This is a genomic window from Streptomyces sp. NPDC015346, assembly GCF_043078785.1.
GTDB lineage: Bacteria > Actinomycetota > Actinomycetes > Streptomycetales > Streptomycetaceae > Streptomyces.
Window position 1 is genome coordinate 361,976 of record NZ_JBIBTW010000008.1, and the last position, 20,426, is coordinate 382,401.

A 20,426-nucleotide genomic window follows, 5' to 3' on the forward strand; every position below is an offset into this window, starting at 1 on the left:
GTCCGCCATGACCACCACGACCCCTTCCGCGCCCGACACGGTGGCGACCCATCCGATACGTCCGTCGGCCGGCGCGCTGCTCGTGCACGCGCTGCGGGCGAACATGCGCCGGTACGGCATGCTCGTCGCGCTCGCCTTCCTCGTCGTCCTGTTCCAGATCTGGACGGACGGCACGCTGCTGCTGCCGAACAACGTCTCCAACCTGGTCCAGCAGAACAGCTACATCCTCATCCTCGCCATGGGGATGATGATCGTCATCATCGCGGGTCACATCGACCTGTCCGTGGGGTCGCTCGCCGCGTTCGTCGGCGCCCTGTCGGCGGTGATGATGGTCCGTCACGACCTGCCGTGGGTCCTCGCGCTCGTGCTCGCCCTGCTCGTCGGTGCGGTGGCCGGGGCCTGGCAGGGGTACTTCATCGCCTACCTCGGGATCCCGTCCTTCATCGTGACGCTCGCCGGGATGCTCCTCTTCCGCGGTCTCACCCAGATCTTCCTGGAGGGCCGCTCGCTGGCGCCGTTCCCCGAAGGCTTCCAGAACATCGCCAAGGGCTTCATCCCCGAGATGGGGCCGTACACGCAGTACCACAACCCGACCCTGTTCATCGGTCTCGTCACGGTCGTCTTCCTGCTGCTGCGCGAGTGGCGCGACCGCAAGCGGCAGGTGGCGTACGAGCTGGAGGTCCTGCCGACCGGGCTGTGGGCGCTGAAGTGCGTGGCGATGACCGCCGCGATCGGGGCCTTCACCCTCACCCTGGCCAGCTTCCACGGTGTGCCGGTCGTCATGCTCGTCATGTGCGCGCTGCTCATCGGTCTCGGTTACGTGATGCGCAACGCGGTCGTCGGCCGCCATGTGTACGCGCTCGGCGGCAACAAGGCGGCCGCGAAGCTCTCGGGGGTCAAGGACAAGCGGGTCACGTTCCTGGTCTTCGTCAACATGGGCGTCCTCGCGGCCCTCGCCGGCTGCGTGTACGCGGCGCGGCTCAACGCGGGCACGCCGCAGGCCGGTCTCAACTTCGAGCTGGAGGCGATCGCGGCCGCGTTCATCGGCGGGGCGTCGATGAGCGGCGGCGTGGGCACGGTGATGGGGGCGGTGATCGGCGGCCTGGTCCTGGGCGTCCTGAACAACGGGATGTCGCTGGTGGGCATCGGCACGGACTACCAGCAGGTCATCAAGGGTCTGGTGCTCCTCGCCGCGGTCGGCTTCGACGTCTGGAACAAGCGGCGCGCGGGCCGGTAGCGGAGGGGGGACCGGTCCGGGTGGCCGTCACGGCCACCCGGACCGCGCGTCCCCTCATCGGAAGAGGCGCTCCGGGAGGATCCGCTGGGCGCGCAGTTCGCCGGCGACGAGGGCGGCGTACTCCGTGGCGCCGCGCACCGAGGTGTGGGTGTTGTCCCGCTTCTCGGCCGTCAGGTAGAGGGCCTTGGACGCCTCGGGGCCCAGCTCCTCGACCCGCGCCCTGGTGAGGGCGGTCAGGTCGATCAGCGGGGTTCCGAGGCCGGCCGCGAGGCGCCTGACCTCGGCGGGGTGGTCGACGCCGAGGCCGTTGACGAGGAGGGCGGTGCCGTTGTTCAGGGTGCCGTCGGTGTTGAACCAGCGGCGCACGACGGGCGTCACGAGCACGGGCCGGCCGCCCCGTTCCCGTACCCCCTCGACGAGGGTGGTGAGGTTGGCCCGATAGGTCGCGGCGTCGGTCTGCTTGTCGTTGTGGGCGAGCTGGATCAGGACGGGGTCGCCGGGCCGGATGAGCGGCTGGACGGTGGGGAAGAGGGCGGGGTTGGCCAGATAGCTGACGGTGCTCTCCCCGGAGTCGGCGTGGTTGGCGACCGCGACCCCGCGCGTGAGGAACCGGGGCAGCTGCTGGCCCCAGCCGCTGTACGGCTCCCCCGGCTGGTCGCAGACGGTGGAGTCGCCGACGAGGAAGAGGCGCGGCGCGGCGGGGGCCGGGGTGACCCGGACGCCGGAGAGCCGTGGCGCCGCGCCGCCGAAGGTCAGGTCGAGGCCGGGGCTTCCGGCGGGTCCGGTCGGCTCGCCCTCGGGGTCACGGACGTCGACGGTGAAGGAGCGCCGGGCCCGCTCCCCCGCGCCGGTGCCGGTCGCGGCGAGCAGGGCGCGCCGGGTCTCGCCCGTGACGGAGGTGGAGCCGGCGGTGTCCCCGCCGAGGGTGACGGTGACGTCGTACGTGCCGGGCGGCACGTCGAAGTGGCAGACGACCGCGTCCGTGGTGGCGGACGGGGCACAGTGGTCGAGGCCCTGGCCGTAGGGGCCTTCGGCGTGGGCGGGGGCGGCGGTGAGCGCGGCGGCGGCGGTCGCGGCGACGGTGAGCAGGGCGGTGCGTCGCATCGGTGCTTCTCCTTACGCGGGGAGGCTGTCGCCGACGAGGGCGAGGTTCTGGATGGCGGCGAGTCCGTAGAGGGCGGTGGTGTTGGTGCTGATCCCCAGGTGTTCGTAGCCGGGTTCGAGCGCGGCGGGCCCCTGGACGGGGGTCTTGTCCCAGACCATCGCCGAGGTGTAGCCGTCGCTCGCGTGGAACTTGGCCCAGGCGCGCTTGGCGAGCGCGGGGTCGTTCAACTGGGCGGCGGCGTAGGCGTCCTGGCGCGAGTGGCCCTGGAAGAGCAGCAGATTGCCGAAGTTCTTGCCGTAGCGGGCCGCCTGTTCGGTCTTGGAGGCGTTGAAGTAGCGGCAGTAGTCGAGCCAGGCGTTCTTGAACGCGGGCATGTCGACGAGGTCGATGAGTTCGGCGCACATCTCGACCAGGCCGAACATCGCGGAGAGGTGGGAGACGCCGACGACGGGCTCGGTGGCGACGGCGAACCGGCCGGTGTCGAGGTCGTAGAGGCCGGTGCCCTGGACGAATCCGTTGGGCTGGGCGGCGATGGTCTCCATGGTGGAGCGCAGCCGCGCCTCGGCCTTGGCGGCCTTGGGGCCGCCGCGTTCCCACTCGGTGAGCCAGGCGGCGGCGAGGCCGCTCCAGTCCGTGCCGAAGCCGATGGACAGGGCGTGGCGGTCCGGGGTGTAGGGCTCGGTGCGGATCTTGCGGATCGGGTCGAGGACGAGGAAGGTCTCGTCGGAGTCGACCAGGGCGTGCATCAGGTCGCCGACGCGTTCGTCGGCGGTGAGGTAGTAGTAGGGGCGGCGGTAGACGGCGGTGGAGATGCGCTGCTGCTTGGCGCTGCACGCGAAGTGCTGGACGCCGTGCCGGGTGCCGAGTCCGGCCCAGGTGCCGAGGTGGTAGACGTCGACCTCGCCGGTGTGGCGGGTCATCGCCTCGGCGAACCGGAAGATGTCGGAGCGGCCTGAGCGCAGGTAGGCGTACCAGAGCCACAGGTCGGGAGAGAGCTCGGAGTTGTCCCAGGCGTAGCCGCCGACGTCGTACCGCCACTGGTGCCGGTCCTCGTCGTAGGTGTGCATGATGTCGCCGTAGTCCCAGAAGCCGTACCAACGGCGCTGCTCGGCCTGGTCCTTGTAGTAGGTGAAGAGGTAGTCGAGGTGGTCCTCGATCCGCGCCTTGGCGGGGGTGGAGCGGTCGACGGGTGCGAAGAGTCCGCCGAACACCCGGGCGCGGCTGAGGTCTTCGGGGCTCGCGACGAGTTGCGGCGGGGTGGTGACGGCGGCGGCCTGGGCGACGAGCGTCTCGGCGGTCGGCGTGGCGGCGTTGGCCCAGAACATCAGCTCGCTGGTGCGGGCGATGCCGTAGGGCGTGCCGAAGCCGGGTTCGTAGTCCTCGTAGGTGATGTTGAGGCCTTCGAGCTGTTCGGGGAAGGTGTCCTGGCCCATGCCGTCGTGGTAGAAGCGCAGGTCCATGGGCTGGGCCTCGGGTGACCAGAGCCAGAGGGTGACCTCCGCGGCGTCGCCGGCGGCGCCGCGGATGTCGAGCTGCGCGGGGTGCTTCTGCCAGAAGTCCCGCAGCCCGAAGGAGAATCCGCCGCTCGGTCCGCCGACGTATCCGAAGCCGTTCGCCCGGCGGCCGCCGCCGGCCGGGATCCAGCCGTGGCCGGCCTTGGTGCGCTTGCGCAGGGTGAAGCCGTCGGCGGAGAGCTGGGAGAGGGTGTAGTCGCCCCAGGTCGGGATGTACTGGAGGCGGGAGGTGACGCGCTGGTCCCAGGTGACCGGGTCGGGCAGCTTCTCGCCCTTGACCTGAGCCTTGCGGACGGCGGCGCCGGGGTCGCGGCGCAGGCCGGTGATGCCCTTGACGGCCTCGGTGAGGAAGCCCTGGCCCTCGCCCGCGATACGGATGTGGCGGTCGTACGCGGCGTCGCGCATGGGGACGGTGAAGCGGACGCCGAGGCCGCGGACGAAGTCCTTGTTCTGATCCCCGTCGTAGGTGATGGTGTGCACCATGCGGAAGGACTCGGCGCCGGCGTAGAAGTAGAGACGGACCGAGAACGGAAGCCAACTGCGGCTGCCCTTGCGGTGCTTGCCGTCGATGCGGACGACCGCGCGGACGGGGCCGCGCTGTTCGACGGTGGCGCCGGAGATCTCGCCGTCGAACCGCTCCCACTTGGCGTTGCCCTGGTCGCCGTCGTCGAGGTCGCTCTGGCGCAGCAGGACGAGCCGCCCGTCGGTGGCGATCTTCACTCCGTCGCGTGTCACGGACTCGACGAGCTTCGCGCCGTCGCGGGAGACGACCGCGGTGACCGTGCCGGTGTCGACGGTGATACGGCGGTCGGTCTCCGTGACGGTGATCCGGCGGGTGGCGGTGGCCGGGGTGCCGGGAGCGAGGGTGAACCTCCGCGCTCCGGCGGCCTCGGGGCCGACGGCGTGCGCGGTCCACTTGAGCGAGCCGTCGGGCCAGCGGGCGGTGGTCCAGGTCTGTACGGGGACCTCCGCGCCGTCGGCCGTGGTGAGCGCGAAGGTCCGGTCGGCGGGGTGGGCGCCCCTGGGCCACGGCACCCCGAAGGTGGACCCGGGCGCCGCGCCCAGTCCGCCGTCCTCCAGCCAGGTGACGGTCGCCGGCCGCTCGTCGGCGGGTGTCCTGGCGCCTGCGGCGGCCCGCGCGTCGCCCCGTCCGAGGGCCCAGCTGAACTGGGCGGCGGCACCGGCGACGGCGGCGGCCTTGAGCAGAGACCTGCGAGGGATCGAGGACATGCGATTCCTTTCCATGAGCATGACATTCGGCGGCTCGGCGGCGGTTGCCACGAGCCATGGGAACGGCCGGCCCGGCACGGCGGCCGGACCGGCACGAGGCCGGGCCGGGGTGGGTCGGCGACCGTGCCGGACGGCGACGGCGACGGCGCTGCGGCCACCCCGCTCAGCGGGCCGCCGCGTGCCTCTCCGCCGTGCGCCTCTCGACCGCGAGGGTCGCCGCCATCGCGACGCCGAGCGCCGGGGCCGCCAGGGGAACGGCGAACCAGGCCGAGGCCGCGATCACGGCGAAGCCGCAGACGACGAGGAGTGAGCCGGCCGGGTCGCGCACGGTGCGGCGGGCCGCCGCGGCGAGCAGCGAGCGCCAGGAGGAGCCGGGGCGCCAGGCCGCGCAGGCGCGCAGGACGGTGACGACGAGACCGATCGCCGCCAGGACCCCGAGCGCGCCGACCGTGCGGCCGCCCGGCAGCCCCGCCCGTACGATCGCGAGGTCGAGCCACACCAGCGCGAGCGCGGCCCAGACCGCCACCCCCACGAGCCAGCCCCGGCGCGCGGCGGACCGCAGGTCCGCCGTGAAGGCGCGCAGGCCGCCCTCCTCGTCCCCGGTCCAGCGGCGCAGATGCGCCGCCCCCGCGGCCAGCGCCGCGGGGAGCGTCACCAGCGGCAGTGACGCGAGGGTGATCCAGATCCCGACGAGGAGACACTCGGCGAACACGCCGAAGCGTTCCAGTGTCTGCGGCTTGAGCATGGACGCGGCCTCCTCAGCCCTTCAGTCCGGACGTGGCCATGCCGTCGATGAGATAGCGCTGGAAGGCCAGGAAGAAGAGGAGCACCGGCAGGAGCGCCACGAGCGACATGGCGATCATCCCGCCGTAGTTGGCGAGACCGTCCTGGTCGACGAACATCTTCAGGCCGAGCGAGACGGTGTACTTCTCGGGTTCGTTGAGGTAGATCAACGGCCCCATGAAGTCGTTCCACGCGTTGATGAAGGTGAAGATCGCGCTGGTGATCAGGGCGGGACGGCACAGCGGCAGCACGATCGACCAGTAGATCCGCAGATGCCCGCAGCCGTCCAGGCGCGCCGCCTCGTCCAGCTCCTTGGGCAGGTTGCGCATGAACTGCATCATCAGGAAGACGAAGAACGCGTCCGTCGCCAGGTACTTGCCGAGCAGCAGCGGTGTGTAGGTGTTGACGAGTTCCAGCTTCTGGAAGAGGACGTACTGCGGGATGAGCAGCACGTGGTACGGCAGAAGGAGCGTGCCGATCATCACCGAGAAGAGGATCCCGCGTCCGGCGAAGCCGATCCTGGCGAAGGCGTAGGCCGCCAGCGAGCAGGACAGGACGACGCCGACCACCGAACCGAGGGACAGCAGGAGCGAGTTGGTGAAGAAGGTGGAGATGGGGATGTCCGCGATGCCGTCGGCGAGCCGGCGGTAGTTGTCCAGTATCGGATCGGTGGGGAGCAGCCGCAGGCTGCCGACGATCTCGTCGTTCGGCTTCAGCGAGCCGCCGATCACCCAGACCACGGGGTAGAGGACGACCGCGAGGACGGCGAGCGCCCCCAGGTGCCAGGCGATCGATCCCGTACGGACCCGCCTCGAACCGGCGCCCGACCCCGTATCCCTACGCCTCGATGTGCTCGTCAGGGTCATCGGGACGCCTCCTCGTAGTGCACCCAGCGCCGCTGGGACCAGAACAGCACCGCGGTCACCAGGCCGACGGCGAGCAGCAGCATCCAGGCCATCGCCGAGGCGAAGCCCATCCGGCTGTTCTCGAAGCCCTGGATGTAGAGGTAACAGGTGTAGACGAGCGTGGCGTCGGCCGGTCCGCAGGAGTTGCCCTGGCCGCCGAGGATGTAGGCCGAGCCGAAGACCTGGAAGGAGTGGATCGTCTCCAGGAGCACGTTGAAGAAGAGCACCGGGGAAATCATCGGCAGGGTGATGTTCCAGAACCGGCGCCATGTCCCCGCGCCGTCCATCTCGGCCGCCTCGTACAGCTCGCGCGGGACCTGCTTGAGCCCCGCCAGGAAGATGACCATCGGGGCGCCGAACTGCCAGACGGTCAGGGCGACCAGGCTGTAGACGATCCGGTCCGGGTCGCCGATCCAGCCGCCCGCGTCCAGGCCGAAGACCTGCTGGGTGCGGTCGACGACGGCGCCGTCCGAGAAGATCGCGCGCCAGACGATGGCGATGGAGACGCTCGCGCCGATGAGCGAGGGCGCGTAGAACGCCGCCCGGTAGAAGCCCTGGCCCGCGCGCTTCTGGTTGAGGAGCAGCGCCACGCCGAGTGCGGCGGCCAGCTTGAGCGGCGTACCGACGATCACGTACCAACTCGTCACCTCCACCGAGGTGCGCCAGCGCGGGTCGGCGAACATCTCGGTGAAGTTCCGCAGACCGATCCACTTCGGGGCGTCGAAGAGGTTGTAGTCCGTGAAGGCGAAGTAGAGCGAGGCGATCATCGGTCCCGCGGTGAGCAGGACGAAGCCGGCGATCCACGGGGACATGAAGAGATAGCCGGCGAGGTTCTCGCGGCGGGCACGGCCGCGGCCGGCGCCCCCCGAGGAGGTCGTGGGGCCGCCCCCGGCCACGGAGCCCGGCGCCGCGGGCTCCACGGCCGGCGGCGTCGGCGGTACGTGTGTCACGGCGGTTCCCATCAGGAGCCGAGGGCCGTCTTGGCCTCGGTGAAGTACTGCTTCACCGCGTCCGGCACCGACCGCTTGCCGAGCGCCATCTCCTCCGCGAGGCGCAGGAAGGCCGCCTCGCAGACGTCGGCGCCCGCCGGGTGGGGCGTGATCGTCTCCAGGACGCCGGAGTCCACCAGCTGCTGTTCGTACGCGGCGATCTGCCGGGCGACCGGGTCGGTGGGCTTGAAGGCCTCGTACTGGGCCGTGGTGGCCGGGACACCGCGGTCGAAGCCCATGACCGTGGCGACCTGCGGGTCGTGGACCATGAAGTCGATGAACCGGGCCACTTCCCCGGGGTGCTTGGTGCGCTTCGATCCGCTGAGCATCAGCGAACCGAGGTACTGCCCGGTCCTCCTGCCGTCGGTGGTCGGGATGGGGGCCAGCCCGTACTCGCTCTTGCCCTCCGCGGTGTAGCGGATGGCGAAGTTGTCCCAGGTGAACTCGGCGGCGGCGAGTTCGGCGGTGACGGCCGACTTCGGCCTGGCCTGGGCGGCCTTCCCGGGGGGTGCGTGGAGGCCCGAGCGGACCCCGGCGTACGCCTTCGTCCACCAGTCGGTGAGATCGGCCTCGGTGAAGCCGAGCCCGTCCTTGGTGAAGAACGCCTTGCCGTGCTGGCGCAGGTAGAGGTCGTAGAGGTACATCACGCCGTACATGCCGCTGTCGCCGGCCCGGCCCTGGGTGTCGCGGATCTTGGCGAGGGCGGCCTGGAACTCGCCCCAGGTCCAGCCGGGCCTGGGGGCGATCCCCGCCTTGGCGAAGAGGGTCCGGTCGATGACCAGGGCCATCGAGTTGCTGCCGACCGGGACGCCGAGGAGCTTGCCGTCGATCTCGCCGAACTTCTCGAGTCCGGCCCGGAAGCCGTCGAGGCGGAGGTTTCCGGCCTTGACCTGCTCGCGCAGGTCGAGCAGGACGTTCTTCTCGTCGTACTTGCGCAGGAACCCGATCGCGTTCTGGAAGACGTCCGGCGGATTGCCGCCGGACGCCTGGGTGTTGAACTTCTTCCAGAAGTCGGCGTAGGGCTGGAAGTCCGTCTTGACCTTGATCTTCGGGTACTTCTTCTCGAAGAGCGCGATCGACTGGTTGATCCGCTTGGCGCGGTCGTCGGACCCCCACCAGGCGTACCGGATGGTCACGGTTCCGTCGCCGGAGCCGCCTCCGCTGCCACACCCCGCCGCGGTCAGGCCGAGAGCGGCCAGTGAACCGCCGGTGAGCTTGAGCATGCCCCGCCGGTCAACAGTGCTGGTGGTACGCACAGTTCGTCCTCCCGCGCGTGAAGATTGAAACGTTTTAGGAAAGCGCTTGCTGGGACAACGTAGAGAGGGCCGCCCCGTACGTCAACGGTTCGGACGCATCCGTTCGAAGCGCTTCGGGGGAAGGGCCGATCAGGCCAGTCTGATGACGTTCCACGACAGGGGCGCCAGGACGGTCCTGAGGACGCCGCCGTCGAGCGTGCCGCCGTCCACGAGGCGCGGGGCGACCCGCCCGGGGTCGGCCGCCGTGTTGCACGCCTCGGGATCCGGGTCCGCGAGCACGCTGTGCTCGACGATCCGGGTCGGCTGGAGCCCGCGCAGGGCGACCTCCAGGGGGAGCTCCCGGCCCTGGGCACGGTTGACCGCGAACACGGTCACGCCGCCGTCCTCGTTCCGCACCGCGGTGGCGTGCAGCAGCGGGACCTCGCCGTAGCGCCGGGTGGCGTGCGTCGGCGCGTCGACGCGCACGTCGAGGACGGTGCCGCGACCGTGGCGCGAGGCCTGGGCGAAGGGGAAGAAGGTGGTCTGGCGCCAGGCCGGACCGCCGGGCTCGGTCATGACCGGGGCGATGACATTGACGAGTTGGGCGAGACACGCGACGGCGACCCGGTCCGCGTGGCGCAGCAGGGCGATCAGGAGCGAGCCGACGACGACCGCGTCGGTGACGGTGTAGACGTCCTCCAGGAGGCGCGGGGCCTCCTGCCAGTCTTCGACGGGGTGCGGGTCGGGCCGTCGCTGGTACCAGACGTTCCACTCGTCGAAGGAGAGCGTGATCCGCTTCTCCGACTTCAGCCGGGCGCCGACGTGGTCACAGGTGGCCACGACCCGCTCGATAGAGGACTCCATGTCGACGGCGGAGGCGAGGAAGGAGTCACGGTCGCCGTCGGTCTCCTCGTAGTACGCGTGCAGCGAGACGTGGTCCACGAGCTCGTACGTCTCGGCGAGGACGGTGGCCTCCCACGCGGCGAAGGTGGGCATGGTCCGGTGGGAGCTGCCGCAGGCGACGAGTTCGAGGCCGGGGTCGATCTGGCGCATGGCGCGGGCGGTCTCGGCGGCGAGCCTGCCGTACTCGGCGGCCGTCTTGTGGCCGGTCTGCCAGGGGCCGTCCATCTCGTTGCCCAGGCACCACAGCCGGATGCCGAACGGGTCCTTGTTCCCGTGCGCGATCCGGCGCTCGGAGAGCGCGGTGCCGGCCGGGTGGTTGGCGTATTCGAGCAGCTCCAGCGCTTCGGTGACGCCTCGGGTGCCGAGGTTGAGCGCCATCATCGGCTCGGCGTGCGGCCCCAGCTTCCGCAGGAAGGCGAGGAACTCGGCGAGGCCGAAGCGGTTGGTCTCGGTGGAGCGCCAGGCGAGGTCGAGGCGGCGCGGCCGCTCCTCGACCGGGCCGACGCCGTCCTCCCAGCGGTGGCCGGACACGAAGTTGCCGCCCGGGTAACGGACGACGGTGACGCCGAGTTCACGGACGAGCTCCAGGACGTCGGCGCGCAGACCGTCCTCGTCGGCGGCGGGGTGGCCGGGTTCGAAGACGCCGGTGTAGACGCAGCGGCCGAGGTGTTCGACGAACGAGCCGAAGAGACGGGGGTCGACGCGGCCGACGGAGAAGTCGGGGTCGAGGACGAAGCGGGCGGTGTCGCGGGACATACGGCTCCAGATGTTCGAAATATCGAATGGCGATCGCAACTTCGAACAGGACCGTAGGTTCGGGCACCGCGCCGGGTCAATGGGGGCGGCGCGCCGGGTCAAATGGGGGCGGCAGGCCGCCCGGGTACGCGAAGGGCCGGCCGTCCCCGCTCCGCGCGGGTCCGGCCGGCCGTGTCGTACGCGGAACTGCCCCCGCGGGGCGCTGCTATTCGAGCAGCTCCGCGTACGAGCCCATGGCCAGGGCGATGTCCGCCTGGGCCCAGAACCGGTGGTACGTGAAGACGGGCGCGGCGCCGCCCGCCAGATAGGCCTCGATCTTCGGCCAGGCCGGGTCGTCCTGGTAGAAGGAGCGGATCGAGGCGAAGGTGGACGAGGAGTTCACCGGGTCGCCGCCCGGCATGGTGCCGGTCCAGCCGCTCGGCACGTACACCGGGTCGTCGAAGCGGTTGTAGTCGGCGCGGGTCTCCGGGACGGCGATGCCGAGCGGGTCCTGGTGGTGGGTCCACATGCCGTCCAGGAGCGCCTTGGCGACCCGCTTGGCCTCGGCGTGCCCGGACTTCGCCGCGTAGTACGTCAGGGTCTTGGCGTAGGCGGCGGCCACGCCGACGTCGTCGGTGTAGTCGGTGACGGTGACGTGGAGTCCCGCGTTGGCGCCGGGGTTGGCGGCGTTCCAGGTGTCGGGCGCCCCGGACCACCGGAGGGTGGAGGGGATGCGGTAGGTGCCGTCGGGGTTGATCGTGGTCTTCGACAGCGCCCAGCCGACCCACTTGTCGAGCACGGTCTTGGCGGCCGCGTCACCGGTCTGCCGGTAGTACTCCGCCACGCGCTCCATGGACCAGGCCTGGAAGCCGAACCACTGGTTGGACGCGGGGTCGTGGTAGACCGGCTTCTCGTCGTAGAAGAGGCCGTGGAAGGTGGGGGTCCCGGCCGACGGCTGCGCGTAGCGGCCCTGCCAGCTGTTGGTGGCTCCGCCCGCGATGGCGCCCTCGTCGGACTGGAGCCAGCGGTAGAACTCCAGCTGCCGGTCCAGGCTGGTCGCCCAGTCCGCCGCGCCCGTCGCCGACTTGGGCTTCAGCGGGGCGTACTCGCTCAGCGCGTAGGCGGCGAGCGGGTTCTGGTAGCCGCCGTGGGCGTGGCTGGAACCGATACGCCAGGACCAGCCGGCCGAGGTGTCGGTGGCGCCGCCCCAGGCGTAGTACCAGGACATCAGGTAGTGGGCGCTGTTCTTGCCGGTGCCGGCGGGGCAGACGGTGGGCCCGACGCAGTTCCCGGCCCTCTTGAAGTACTTGTCGAACATGGCGTAGCGCAGGTAGTCGCCCATCTTGGCCGCCTTGGAGACGGTCGTGGTGACCTGGGCGCCCTTGCCCTGCTCCTTGGCCCAGATGTCGGCCCAGTAGGCGGCCTGGACCGCGCGGGCGTCGGCGTCGGGGGCGTTGGTGAACTTCCACTGCTTGGCGTAGGAGGCGTCGCCCGTGAAGAGGTCGAGGTAGCCGTTCTTCCCGCCGTAGGCGAAGTTGTCGCAGGTGGGATGGGTGACGGTCTCCCAGACCGACTCCTGCGGGCCGCGCTGGAAGGTGTTGATGTACGACGGACCGGTCGCCGTGGGTCCGGCGTTGCACTTCCCGGGTTCGTTGCCGAAGCCGTAGACGTTGTCGACGTCCTGGATCCAGTGCATGCCGTAGAGGTCGTCGGTGCCGTACGCGCTCTTCAGCTCACCGGCGATCGGGTCGGCGCCGGAGGTGACGCCGGAGTCGAGCCTGGCCGGGTACTGCGACGGCAGGTCGTGCTCGGGCGCGTAGGTGGCCGGCTTGGAGGCGTTGTAGCTGCCGGTCGTGGGCTGGTCGGCGTGGGTGGGGATCATGTACTTCTCCATGATGTCCCACGCGCCGTTGAACTTGGTCCAGTCGCCGGTGATCTTGCCGTACATCGCCTGGAGCCAGATCAGATAGCTGTACGCCTCCGAGGTCGTCTCGTGCCCGTGGTCCGGGGCCTCGACGATCAGGGTCTCGACCGAGTGGTACGGGATGCCCTCGGGCGAGAAGTAGCCGTTGGCCGGGTTCGTGATCTTCCCGTGGAGGTCGAGGAAGCGGGCGTCGTACGTGGAGTCGGCCGCCAGCTGGGCGACGGTCACCTCGGCCTTGGTGTGGCCGGGGGCGGTCGCGGTGAAGACGGCCGAACCGGTGCCGGTCGGCGCGGCGGTGACGGTCACCTTCTGGGCGGTGTTCCAGTTCGCCGGGGTGAAGGTCAGGGACGCCGGGGTGGCGCTGAGGTTGGTGTTGCCCGAGGTGCGGGCGACGCTCACCGCCACGTTCGCGGAGGGCCGGGTGGAGAGCTTCAGATCGAAGGTGCCGGTGGCGCCCTGACGTACGCCGAACTGGGCCGGGGTGGCGACGAGGGCGGCGCCGGCGGCGACGGTGATGCCGACCGGGGCGGATTCGGCGGAGGCGCCCAGGCTGTCGTAGGCCTTGGCGTAGAGCGAGTGGGAGCCGGCGGCGAGGCCGGTGGCGCTCAGCGCGTAGGGGGCGATGGTGTCCGTGCCGAGCAGGGTGGTGTCGCTGTAGAACTCCACCTTGCTCACCGTCGCCTGGTCGGCGGCGGCCGCCGTGGCGGCCAGCGGAACGGGGTCGCCCGCGGTGAAGACCGCGCCCGCGGCGGGGCTGGTGAGCACGGCGATCGGCGGCTGGTGGGCGCCGGTGCAGGGGGTGCCGTTGACGGCGAAGGCGGTCGGGGCGGTGTTGGTCCCGCTGTAGGTGAACTGGGCGCCCGTGGTGACGGCGGCTCCGGCGGCGACGGTCTTGTTCCAGGCCGCGTTCGCGACCGTGACGGTCTTCCCGGACTGGGACCACGTGCCGTTCCAGCCGTTGGTCAGCTGCTGGTTGCCGGCGTGGGAGTAGGTCAGGGTCCAGCCGTCGAGCGGGGTGGCGGCGCGGTTGGTGAGGGTCAGCTCGGCGGTGAAGCCGGACCCCCAGTCGTTGGTCCTGTAGTCGACGCTGCACTGGACCGTCGCGGCGTGGGCGGTGGTGCCGCCCACGGCGGTCAGGCCCAGGGGGAGGGACAGGGTCGCGGCAAGGGCGGTGAGCAGGGTGGCTCGTCTTCGGGGTCGGCTCGGGGGCATGGGGGTGGTTCTCCTCGCGGCTCGAGGGTGGGGGTGTGGAGGGAACGGGAAGCCATGGACACAAGCTCTGAACCAGTGGGAGCGCTCCCACTGTGCCCACGGGGCGGAACCGCGTCAAGGTGCGCGAAGAGTCGAAGACTTTCGACAGGGAAAGTTGACAACTCCTCTTTTGCTTGGGGCGAGTTGGCGCTACGGTCTGGGCCCACCAGTGGGAGCGATTCCGTCAGTCGGCGCGTCGTCAGGTACGCGCCCTCGCTGCAAGGAGTCGCTCATGCGACATCCCCCGCGTTTGTCCGCGCTGCTCGCGGGAGCGGCGCTCACGATGGCGAGCACCGCTCTCGCCGTCGTCGGTACGGCCTCAGGAGCAGTGGCCGCGCCTCTGTGCACGGTGGAGTACTCGGTCGTCGGCCAGTGGGCAGGCGGCTTCCAGGGGTCCGTCACCGTCACCAACAACCGCGCCGCGCTGAGCGGTTGGAGCCTCGGCTTCGACTTCCCGGCCGGTCAGCGGGTCAGTCAGGGCTGGGGCGGCACGTGGTCCCAGACCGGGGCGCGGGCCACGGCCGTCAACGAGAGCTGGAACGGCTCGCTCGGCACGGGTGCGCGCGTCACCGCCGGCTTCCTCGCGTCCTGGTCGGGCGCCAACACCGCGCCGACCGCCTTCACCCTCAACGGCACGGCCTGCGACGTCGCCCCGGGGCCGACCCCGACACCCACCCCGACACCCACCCCGACCCCTACTCCGACGCCCACCCCGACCCCCACGCCCACGCCCACGCCCACGCCGACGAATCCCACCGATCCGCCCGGGCCCGTCACCGGCGCGCCCGAGCTGAGCGTCAGCGGAAACCGGCTCACCGACCAGAACGGCGCGACCCGCCGGCTTCTCGGCGTCAACCGCTCCGGCGGTGAGTTCATGTGCGTCCAGGGCTACGGCTTCTTCGACGGCCCGGTCGACGACGCGTCGGTCCGCGCCATCGCGGACTGGAAGGCCAACACCGTCCGTATCCCGCTCAACGAGGAGTGCTGGCTGGGCCTGGACAACATCAAACCCGAGTACCGGGGCGCGAACTACGTCAACGCCGTCAAGGGCCTGGTCGACAAGGTGCTCGCGCACGGCATGACGCCGATCGTCGAACTGCACTGGACGTACGGCCAGTACACCGGCAACTCGTCCGGCTGCGCGGACATCCACGCCTCCTGCCAGAAGCCGATGCCGAACGCCCGGTACACCCCGGCGTTCTGGACCTCGGTCGCCGACACCTTCAAGAGCGACCGCCGTGTCGTCTTCGACCTGTTCAACGAGCCCTATCCCGACCGGGCCACCTCCACCGCGGCCCAGGCCTGGACGTGCTGGCGCGACGGCGGCAGCTGCCCCGGCATCGGCTACGAGGTGGCCGGCATGCAGGACCTCGTGGACGCCGTCCGTGCGACGGGCGCCCGCAACCTCGTCCTCGTCCCGGGCATCGCCTACTCCAACGACCTGAGCCAGTGGCTCGGCCACGCCCCCACCGACCCGGCGGGCAATCTCGCCGCCGCCTGGCACGTCTACAACTTCAACACCTGCTCCACCGAGGGCTGCTGGGACAGCACCCTCGCCCCGGTTGCCGCCCGGGTCCCTCTCGTCGCCGGCGAGATCGGCGAGAACACCTGCGGTCACGCCTTCATCGACCGCGTCATGAAGTGGTTCGACGAACGCTCCCTGTCGTACCTCGGCTGGACCTGGAACACGTGGAACTGCTCCTCGGGACCGGCCCTGATCACCTCGTACGACGGCACCCCCACCAGTTTCGGCATCGGGCTGCGCGACCACCTGCGCGCCCTGAACTGAAAGGCACCCCTCGACATGAGCCGCACGACCACCCGCACCACGAGCCGTACCACCGGCCGCACCGCCCTGCTGGCGGCCATCGGACTGATCACGGCGACCGGCGCCACCGCCACCGTCATGACGACCACCGCGGGCGCCGCCGCCGCGGGCTGCAAGGTCGAGTACCAGATCACCAACCAGTGGAACTCCGGCTTCGGAGCCAATGTCGTCGTCACCAACACCGGTGACCCGCTGAGCGCCTGGACCCTGCAGTGGTCCTACGCGGGCGACCAGAAGGTCACCCAGGGCTGGAACGCCACGATCACCCAGTCGGGCGCCGCCGTGACCGCGAAGAACCTCTCGTACAACGGAAGCCTGGCCACGGGCGGTTCGACCTCCTTCGGCTTCAACGGCTCCTACAGCGGCACGAACGCCGTCCCGGCGACCTTCACCCTCAACGGCGTCACCTGCAACGGCGCCACCCAGCCGCCCACCACTCCCCCGACGACCCCGCCCACCACACCTCCCACCACACCTCCCACCACGCCTCCCACGACGCCGCCGACCACCCCGCCGCCGGCCGGCACCAAGGCCGACAACCCGTACGCCGGCGCCAGGGTGTACGTGAACCCGGAGTGGTCCGCCAAGGCCGCGGCCGAGCCGGGCGGGACCAAGGTCTCGAACCAGCCCACCGGCGTCTGGCTGGACCGCACGGCCGCCATCGCCGGCGTGAACGGCGGCATGGGCCTGCGCGACCACCTCGACCGGGCTCTGGTCCAGAAGGGCACCGGCGAGCTCGTCGTCCAGCTGGTGATCTACAACCTGCCGGGCCGCGACTGCGCCGCGCTCGCCTCCAACGGCGAACTGGGCCCGACCGAGATCGACCGCTACAAGACCCAGTACATCGACCCCATCGCCGCGATCCTCGCCGACCCCAAGTACGCGGGCCTGCGGATCGTGACGACCGTCGAGATCGACTCCCTGCCGAACCTGGTCACCAATGTCTCCGGGCGCCCGACGGCCACCGCCAACTGCGATGTGATGAAGGCCAACGGCAACTACGTCAAGGGCGTCGGCTACGCGCTCAACAAGCTGGGCTCGATCGCCAACGTCTACAACTACGTGGACGCGGGCCACCACGGCTGGCTCGGCTGGGACGACAACTTCGGCCCCTCGGCCGAACTCTTCAAGCAGGCCGCGACCGCCGAGGGCTCCACGGTCTCCAAGGTCCACGGCTTCATCGTCAACACCGCCAACTACAGCGCCCTGAAGGAGGACCACTTCAAGATCGAGGACTCGGTCAACGGCGTCTCGGTGCGCCAGTCGAAGTGGGTCGACTGGAACCGGTACACCGACGAGCTGTCGTACGCCCAGGCCATGCGCGCCAAGCTGGTCTCGATCGGCTTCGACGCCAACCTCGGCATGCTGATCGACACCTCCCGCAACGGCTGGGGCGGCACGGCCCGGCCGAGCGGTCCCGGCGCGCTGACGAACGTCGACACGTACGTCAACGGCGGCCGCTACGACCGGCGCATCCACCTCGGCAACTGGTGCAACCAGTCGGGCGCGGGGCTCGGCGAACGGCCGCAGGCCGCCCCGGCCGCGGGCATCGACGCGTACGTGTGGATGAAGCCCCCGGGCGAGTCGGACGGCGCCAGCAAGGAGATCCCGAACGACGAGGGCAAGGGCTTCGACCGGATGTGCGACCCGACGTACACGGGCAACGCGCGCAACGGGAACAGCATGTCGGGCGCGCTGCCCGACGCGCCGCTCTCGGGCAAGTGGTTCTCGGCCCAGTTCCAGGAGCTGCTGAAGAACGCCCACCCGGCGCTGTGACGCACCGCGTCACGTGACGGACCCGGCCGGCCGGGACCCCGGTTCCGGCCGGCCGGCCGTGCTCAGCGGCGGACCTGGCTCGATCCCCGTACCACCAACTCGGGACGCAGGACGACCTGTTGGTGCCGGTGGGCGGCTCCCTGCTCACCGGCCTCGTCGAGCAGCAGCTCGGTCGCCATGGCTCCCAGCGTGGCGGCCGGCTGCCGTACGGAGGTGAGGGGGACGGCGGCCGCGGCGGCGAACTCGATGTCGTCGTAGCCCACGATGGCGATGTCCTCGGGAACCCGTACGCCCGCCGCGTACATCGCCTGGAGCACGCCGAGCGCGAGCAGGTCGTTGGCGCAGAAGACGGCGGTGGGGCGCTCGGCCATGCCGAGCAGGCGCGCTCCCGCGTCCCGGCCGGAGTTCACGTCGAGCCGGTCGGCGTCGATCTCCCGCAGCGCCTCCGGGGGCAGGCCCGCCTCGGCGAGCGCGTCCAGCGCGCCGGCGCGCCGGTCGCGCACCTGGAGGAGATGGCCCTGACCACTGACGTAGGCGATCGAGCGGTGGCCGAGGGAGAGCAGATGGCGGACGGCCATCGCACCGCCCGCGACGTCGTCCACGGAGACCGAGCAGCCGCCGGACCCGCCGGCCACCCGGTCGACGAGGACGAAGGGGATGCCGTGCCGCCGGAACTCCTGGAGGTTGGCGCCGCTGGGGTCGGCCGGGGTGACCAGCACGCCGTGCACACGCTGCTCGGCGAAGAGGGAGAGGTACTCCGCCTCGGCGGCGGGGCTCTGGTCGCTGTTGCAGACCATCACCCTCAGCCCGGCGGCGCGCGCGGTGCGCTCGGCGCCCCGCGCCAGGTCGACGAAGAACGGGTTCCCCATGTCGAGGACGAGGAGGGAGAGGAGGCGGCTGCGTCCCGCGCGCAGCTGGCGTGCCGACTCGCTGCGCACATAGCCGAGGCGGTCGATGACCTCGCGCACGTGACGGCGGGTGCGCTCGGAGACGAGGTCCGGCCGGTTGATCACGTTCGAGACCGTCCCGACGGAGACGCCCGCCTCCCGCGCCACGTCCTTGATCCCGGCGCCCGCGCCCGCCGCTCCTGCCGTACGACTCACCTGTCGTGTCCCGCCTCTTCACCGGTCCAACCGTCCGACTCGTCGACGGGATCGTACCAACGAGCGACTGAATCGATTCACCCCGCAGGGGGCATCGGCGGGCCTGACGGCCCTAACGGGTGTCGCCCTCCCAGTCCCAGTGGTACGGGTCCCCCTCGCGCGGGCCGTACCGGGCGCTGCCGCCCGGGCCGTAGGTACCTATCTCGGTGGCGAGGGCGGCGCCCTCCTGGAGCTGCTCCGTCGTCCAGCCGGTGACGTCGAGAAGCAGCCCGTCCAGGGGTCCGGCCACCAGCTCGCGGTAGACGTGCCCCGGCCTCGGCCCGGGATGGGGGTCGTCGTGGTCCGCGCCGTACACGCGGCCTCGCATCAGCTCGTCCATACCCGGCAGCATCGCACCCGCCACTGACACTCGCCCGGTCACGGGCCTCCGGTCACTCCGCCGGAGCGATGTTCTGGTTGGAGCGGAAGACATTGGCGGGATCGAACTGCCGTTTGAGCGCGCGCAGCCGCCGGAGCTTCTCCGGGCCGTACGCCTGCTCGACGCGGTCGGCGCCCTCGTCCATGAGGAAGTTGACGTAGACGCCGGCGTGGTGGGGCCGGAGCGCGGACCACCAGTCGCGTGCCCAGGCCCGCTCCTCCTCGAAGCCCTCGGCGGTGGTGCGGTTGCCGTTGATGTTGAAGGTGTGGCCGACACCGCGCCCGCTGTACGCGGTCTCGTCCTCCCCCACCCGGGCGACGGCTCCGCCGAGGTGGAAGACGCCGCCGGTCGAGAGGGGAGAGGCGACCCGCAGGGCGTGCTCCGCGCAGATGTCGACGACGTCGTCCGTGAGCCGGTCGACGTCACAGGCCTTGACGTAGTACCACCAGCCATGGGGGAAGGACGGATCGAACATGGCCTGGTGCTGCGTGTACGGCTTGGGGACGCACAGGTCGAGCAGCGGTGTCCCGAACGCCTTCAGGGGCCGCAGCACCTCCTGCCCCTTCTCGATGTCCCCGGCGTAGCAGCTGACGACGGCGATGACGGGCCGGCCGTGCAGGTCCGGTGGGATGGCCGGGAGCGGCGGGGCCTTGCGGTGGACCACGATGGTCGTCAGCTCGTCGGGGACGTCGGTGATCCAGTCCCGGTAGAAGCGCAGCACCTGCGGTGCCTCTTCGAGCGGCCAGAGGATCGGTCCGGCGAGCACGGTGGGGCCCACCGGGTTGAGCCGGAACTCGAACTCCGTGACGACGCCGAAGTTGCCTCCCGCGCCCCGCAGCCCCCAGAAGAGCTCGGGCTCGCTCTCGCCGCTCACCTGGAGGAAGGTTCCGTCCGCGGTGACCAGGTCGGCGGAGAGCAGCTGGTCGATCGTGAGTCCGTACTTCCGCATGAGCCAGCCGATTCCGCCGCCGAGCGTCAGTCCGGCGAGACCGGTGTGCGTGACGATGCCCGAGGGCACGGCGAGGCCGAAGTGCTGGGTCTCCCGGTCGAGCGCGCCGAGCAGCACACCGGCCTGGGCCCGGACCGTGCGGCGCGCCGGGTCCACGCGGATGCCGTTCATGGCCGAGAGGTCGATGACGATCCCGCCCTCGCACAGCGACTGGCCGGGGAAGCTGTGGCCGCCGCTGCGGACGGCGACCGGCAGTCCGCCGCGTCGTGCGCACTCCAGCGCGGCGACGACGTCGGCGACTCCGGTGCAGTAGGCGACGAGGGCCGGGAACTTGCTGATCGACCCGTTCCAGATCCGCCGGGCCTCGTCGTAGGCGGGCTCGTGGGGGCGGACGAGCCTGCCGGCGAAGGTCCGCTCCAGCTCCTGGACGGCGGCCCGGTCCGCGCGGGCGGCTTCCGCATGGGCTGTGCCCATGATCGCTCCTCGACCGATCGGCCTCTCCTGCCAGCCTCCCACCGGCGCCCACCGCCCGCACCCTCTT

At 71.0% G+C, this 20,426-nt stretch carries 14 protein-coding genes; 3 read left to right on the top strand and 11 right to left on the bottom strand.

Translation table 11 applies throughout. The annotated features are described in order from the left end of the window. The first annotated feature begins 7 nt into the window (after nucleotides 1-7). Complete coding sequence (mmsB, locus tag ACF06X_RS28280; RefSeq protein WP_392290111.1) at nucleotides 8-1,237, top strand: multiple monosaccharide ABC transporter permease; 1,230 nt, start codon at nucleotides 8-10, stop codon at nucleotides 1,235-1,237. 54 nt (nucleotides 1,238-1,291) lie between these two features. Here the strand turns inward: mmsB and ACF06X_RS28285 are convergent, their stop codons facing one another. The 8 genes from ACF06X_RS28285 to ACF06X_RS28320 all read right to left on the bottom strand — a co-directional run bounded on the left by ACF06X_RS28285 (nucleotide 1,292) and on the right by ACF06X_RS28320 (nucleotide 13,772). Next, complete coding sequence (locus tag ACF06X_RS28285; protein ID WP_392290112.1) at nucleotides 1,292-2,341, bottom strand: rhamnogalacturonan acetylesterase; 1,050 nt, start codon at nucleotides 2,339-2,341, stop codon at nucleotides 1,292-1,294. A 12-nt stretch (nucleotides 2,342-2,353) separates the two neighbouring features. Then, nucleotides 2,354-5,086: a Tat pathway signal sequence domain protein gene (locus ACF06X_RS28290; protein WP_392290113.1), complete on the bottom strand. Its 2,733-nt coding sequence runs from the start codon at nucleotides 5,084-5,086 to the stop codon at nucleotides 2,354-2,356. Nucleotides 5,087-5,249: 163 nt separating this feature from the next. Further along, nucleotides 5,250-5,831 carry a hypothetical protein gene (locus ACF06X_RS28295; RefSeq protein ID WP_392290114.1) on the bottom strand — a complete coding sequence of 194 codons (582 nt, stop codon included), beginning with the start codon at nucleotides 5,829-5,831 and terminating at the stop codon, nucleotides 5,250-5,252. 13 nt (nucleotides 5,832-5,844) lie between these two features. Continuing rightward, nucleotides 5,845-6,735 (bottom strand): carbohydrate ABC transporter permease, encoded by an 891-nt coding sequence (locus ACF06X_RS28300; protein ID WP_392290115.1) that lies wholly within the window; start codon nucleotides 6,733-6,735, stop codon nucleotides 5,845-5,847. Then, entirely contained in the window at nucleotides 6,732-7,736 is a 1,005-nt protein-coding gene (locus tag ACF06X_RS28305; RefSeq protein ID WP_392290116.1) for a carbohydrate ABC transporter permease, read from the bottom strand. Before ACF06X_RS28305 ends, ACF06X_RS28300 begins: the two co-directional genes overlap by 4 nt. Then, nucleotides 7,736-8,986 (bottom strand): ABC transporter substrate-binding protein, encoded by a 1,251-nt coding sequence (locus tag ACF06X_RS28310; protein ID WP_392290200.1) that lies wholly within the window; start codon nucleotides 8,984-8,986, stop codon nucleotides 7,736-7,738. Before ACF06X_RS28310 ends, ACF06X_RS28305 begins: the two co-directional genes overlap by 1 nt. Nucleotides 8,987-9,148: 162 nt before the next feature. Beyond that, on the bottom strand, nucleotides 9,149-10,657 hold the full coding sequence (locus tag ACF06X_RS28315) for an alpha-N-arabinofuranosidase (protein WP_392290117.1): 1,509 nt from the start codon (nucleotides 10,655-10,657) through the stop codon (nucleotides 9,149-9,151). Nucleotides 10,658-10,862: 205 nt separating this feature from the next. Continuing rightward, the gene (locus ACF06X_RS28320) at nucleotides 10,863-13,772 is read right to left on the bottom strand and encodes a glycoside hydrolase family 48 protein (RefSeq protein WP_392290118.1); all 2,910 of its coding nucleotides are present in this window, start codon (nucleotides 13,770-13,772) and stop codon (nucleotides 10,863-10,865) included. A gap of 271 nt (nucleotides 13,773-14,043) precedes the next feature. On the opposite strand from ACF06X_RS28320, the gene ACF06X_RS28325 reads away from it, so the two are divergent. After that, on the top strand, nucleotides 14,044-15,600 hold the full coding sequence (locus ACF06X_RS28325; protein ID WP_392290119.1) for a cellulase family glycosylhydrolase: 1,557 nt from the start codon (nucleotides 14,044-14,046) through the stop codon (nucleotides 15,598-15,600). A gap of 15 nt (nucleotides 15,601-15,615) precedes the next feature. Continuing rightward, entirely contained in the window at nucleotides 15,616-17,415 is a 1,800-nt protein-coding gene (locus ACF06X_RS28330) for a glycoside hydrolase family 6 protein (protein ID WP_392290120.1), read from the top strand. A 62-nt stretch (nucleotides 17,416-17,477) separates the two neighbouring features. Here the strand turns inward: ACF06X_RS28330 and ACF06X_RS28335 are convergent, their stop codons facing one another. From ACF06X_RS28335 to ACF06X_RS28345, 3 genes are all read right to left on the bottom strand, one after another. After that, complete coding sequence (locus ACF06X_RS28335) at nucleotides 17,478-18,518, bottom strand: LacI family DNA-binding transcriptional regulator (RefSeq protein ID WP_392290121.1); 1,041 nt, start codon at nucleotides 18,516-18,518, stop codon at nucleotides 17,478-17,480. Nucleotides 18,519-18,630: 112 nt separating this feature from the next. Continuing rightward, on the bottom strand, nucleotides 18,631-18,897 hold the full coding sequence (locus ACF06X_RS28340) for a hypothetical protein (RefSeq protein WP_158993015.1): 267 nt from the start codon (nucleotides 18,895-18,897) through the stop codon (nucleotides 18,631-18,633). 52 nt (nucleotides 18,898-18,949) lie between these two features. Then, nucleotides 18,950-20,359 carry an FAD-binding oxidoreductase gene (locus ACF06X_RS28345; RefSeq protein ID WP_392290122.1) on the bottom strand — a complete coding sequence of 470 codons (1,410 nt, stop codon included), beginning with the start codon at nucleotides 20,357-20,359 and terminating at the stop codon, nucleotides 18,950-18,952. Nucleotides 20,360-20,426: the final 67 nt, after the last annotated feature.